We start from the raw sequence: 2,815 nt of genomic DNA, 5'->3' as shown, positions 1-2,815 counted from the left end.
TGAGCTTGCGCCGAATGCTCAAGCGGTGTGTCTCCACCGTGCGCACGCTGATGTCCAGTTCCCGGGCCATTTCCTTGTTGTTCAACCCTTGCGCCATCTTCGACAGCACCTGGCTTTCCCTCGGGGTCAGTTCGTTGTCGGTGTTCCTGTCGGCGATCAGCCGCTGGGCGATTTCGGCGCTGTAGAAGGTTCCGCCGCTGCTGATGGCCTCGATGGCGGCGATGATTTCACGTGACGGGGCGTTCTTCAGCACGTAGCCGCTGGCGCCGGAGCGCACCGATTCACTGACGTATTCGTAATTGTCGTACATGCTCAGCACCAGCACCTTGAGCGACGGGTATTGGCTGCGCAGCACGCGGGTCAGTTCCAGGCCGTTCATGTCCGGCAGGCTGATGTCGACCAGCAGCAGGTCCGGCTGGCAACGTCCGACCATCTCGATGGCCTCGGCGCCGTTTTCCGCTTCGCCGACCATTTCCAGGGGCGACATCACGGCCAGCAGCGCCTTGATGCCGTCGCGGACCAGGGAGTGATCGTCGACCAGGGCGACGCGGATCGGGGAGGGCAGGTTCATCGCAGCTGTTCACTCTTGTAGTTTTTTGGGGCCGGATCAGCGCTTTGCGCCAGGTTTCATCGGCAGCAGCACGTCTAGTTCGCTTCTGCCCGGCATCGAGATCAAATCGAAGCGTCCGCCAAAATGTTCGACGCGTTCGCGGATGTTACGCAAACCAATGCCGGCCTGACGACGTTCGACCTGGGCGACGTTGAAACCGATACCGTCATCGACCACGGTCAGTCGCACCGATTGTTCGCAGCCGCGCAGGGTAATGGACACGTTCTTCGCCTGCGCATGGCGTTCAATATTGGTCAGGCCTTCCTGGACGATGCGGAACAGTGCAACAGCGGCGCCGTCGACCAGTTGGCAGTCGAATTCATTTTCGTCATAGGTCACGCTCAGCCCGCTGCGCTGCTCGAATTCGGCGGCCAATTGGCCGATGGCCGCTGGCAGGCCAAGGGTGTCGAGCAAGGATGAGCGCAGGTCGTGGGATAGACTGCGGACTTCGCCGATGGCATCGCCCAGGCGCTCGGTGGCTTCTTTTAATGTATTCAAGCCCTTGTCGTTGGCTTGTCCGCGTTCCAGCAGATGGCTGGCCAGTTCGAACTGAAACTTGATCGAAACCAGCACCTGGCTGATGCCGTCGTGCAACTCGCGGGACACCCGTGATCGTTCCTCCTCCTGCAGGCTGACAATGCGCTGGGTCAGGCGCTGCAGTTTCTTGTCTGCCAGTCGATGCTCACTGACATTGAGGGTCATGCCGGTGGCGAACACGAACAGCACCGCGACCAGGGCGACCACGGCAATCGCCATCATGGTCTTGCGGATGCCCATGGCCACTTCGGCACGGGCCTGCTGGGTGGCGCGCTCGACGTCTTCGAGGTAGATGCCGGTGCCGAGCATCCAGCCCCAGCGATCGAGCATCACCACATAGGCGAGTTTGTCGGTCACTTGGCCGGAGGAGGGTTTGTTCCAGGCGTAGCGTTGAAAACCTTCGCCCGATTGCGCACTTTTCAGCAGCGCCTGAATCACCGGCAGGCCGTGGGGGTCTTTCATGTCCCACAGGTATTGGCCCACCAGTTCCGACTGGCGGGCATGCATCAGGCTGCGGCCTTCGTGGTCGTAGACGAAGAAGTAGCCGTTGATGCCGAAGCTGAGCTTGCGCAGTTCTTCCAGCACTTGTTGCTGGGCGTGGGCATCACCGTGGCCGTCGTCGTACAGCGGCTCGATCAGGCTCTGGGCCATTTCCACGTAGTTTTTCAGCTCCGCGCGCTTGCTCGCCAGAATGCTGTCTTCGATCAGTTGCGCCTGTTGGTCGCCCAATTGGCGGTTGAGGGATATCACCAGCGCGCAGATGACGGCAATGGCCAGCACCAGCGGCAGAATCCCGAGGGCGACGATCTTGTGTTTGAGCTGCATGTTGACTCCTGCCCGCGCGAAGGCTCGGGATCATATGCCAAAGAGGCGCCTTGTAGGAGCGAGCTTGCTCGCGACGGTATTCCAGGCGCTGAGTGGCGTCGGCTGTACCTTTTTCGCGAGCAAGCTCGCTCCTACAAGGGGTGGGGCGTGTTCTACGTAGAACTACGTAGACACCACGTACGTAGTAACGCGGATTTATTTGTGGACGCCATGCGCAGATATTGGGCCAGCTCCGCACCGCGGACACAATTATAAAAATTACCGCCGCAGTCACTGGCTGTCGGCAGGAGACACGCTATGCCCCGTCTGGCTAAACACCTCGCCTGGTTTGCCGTGGCTGTCCTGGGAGCGATTGCGCTGAGTGTCGTGGCCCTGCGCCGCGGCGAAGCGATCAACGCCCTGTGGATCGTAGTCGCAGCCGTCGCCATCTACCTTGTTGCCTACCGCTACTACAGCCTGTTCATCGCCAATAAAGTGATGCAGCTCGATCCCAATCGGGCCACTCCGGCTGTGCTCAACAACGATGGTCTGGACTACGTGCCGACCAACAAACACGTACTCTTCGGTCACCACTTTGCGGCCATCGCTGGCGCAGGTCCGCTGGTCGGTCCGGTGCTGGCGGCGCAGATGGGCTACTTGCCCGGCACGCTGTGGCTGATTGCTGGCGTGGTGCTGGCCGGTGCGGTGCAGGACTTCATGGTCCTGTTCATGTCCACCCGCCGCAACGGCCGTTCGCTGGGCGACATGGTCCGTGAGGAAATGGGCCGCATCCCCGGGACCATCGCGCTGTTCGGTTGCTTCCTGATCATGATCATCATCCTCGCGGTGCTGGCGTTGATCGTG

General features: G+C 60.8%; 3 protein-coding genes. 1 reads left to right on the top strand and 2 read right to left on the bottom strand.

Translation table 11 applies throughout. From position 1 onward, the window contains the following. Positions 1-571: response regulator (locus tag AC1DVH_RS29060; protein ID WP_477756685.1), on the bottom strand; the 571-nt coding region annotated here is incomplete at its 3' end. 36 nt (positions 572-607) lie between these two features. After that, positions 608-1,972 (bottom strand): cache domain-containing protein, encoded by a 1,365-nt coding sequence (locus AC1DVH_RS29055; RefSeq protein WP_477756684.1) that lies wholly within the window; start codon positions 1,970-1,972, stop codon positions 608-610. 297 nt (positions 1,973-2,269) lie between these two features. Between AC1DVH_RS29055 and AC1DVH_RS29050 the strand changes: the two genes are divergently transcribed. Continuing rightward, on the top strand, positions 2,270-2,815 hold a 546-nt coding region (locus tag AC1DVH_RS29050; protein WP_477756683.1), incomplete at its 3' end, for a carbon starvation CstA family protein.

Source organism: Pseudomonas sp. P4_C3 (assembly GCF_056402075.1).
Note: the sequence above shows the minus strand (reverse complement) of the source record. Positions and strands in the feature narration are given on the sequence as shown.

Coding starts and splice junctions, on each gene's coding strand:
- AC1DVH_RS29055 (WP_477756684.1), bottom strand. CDS start 1,972: ATGCAGCTCAAACACAAGATCGTCGCCCTCGGGATTCTGCCGCTGGTG.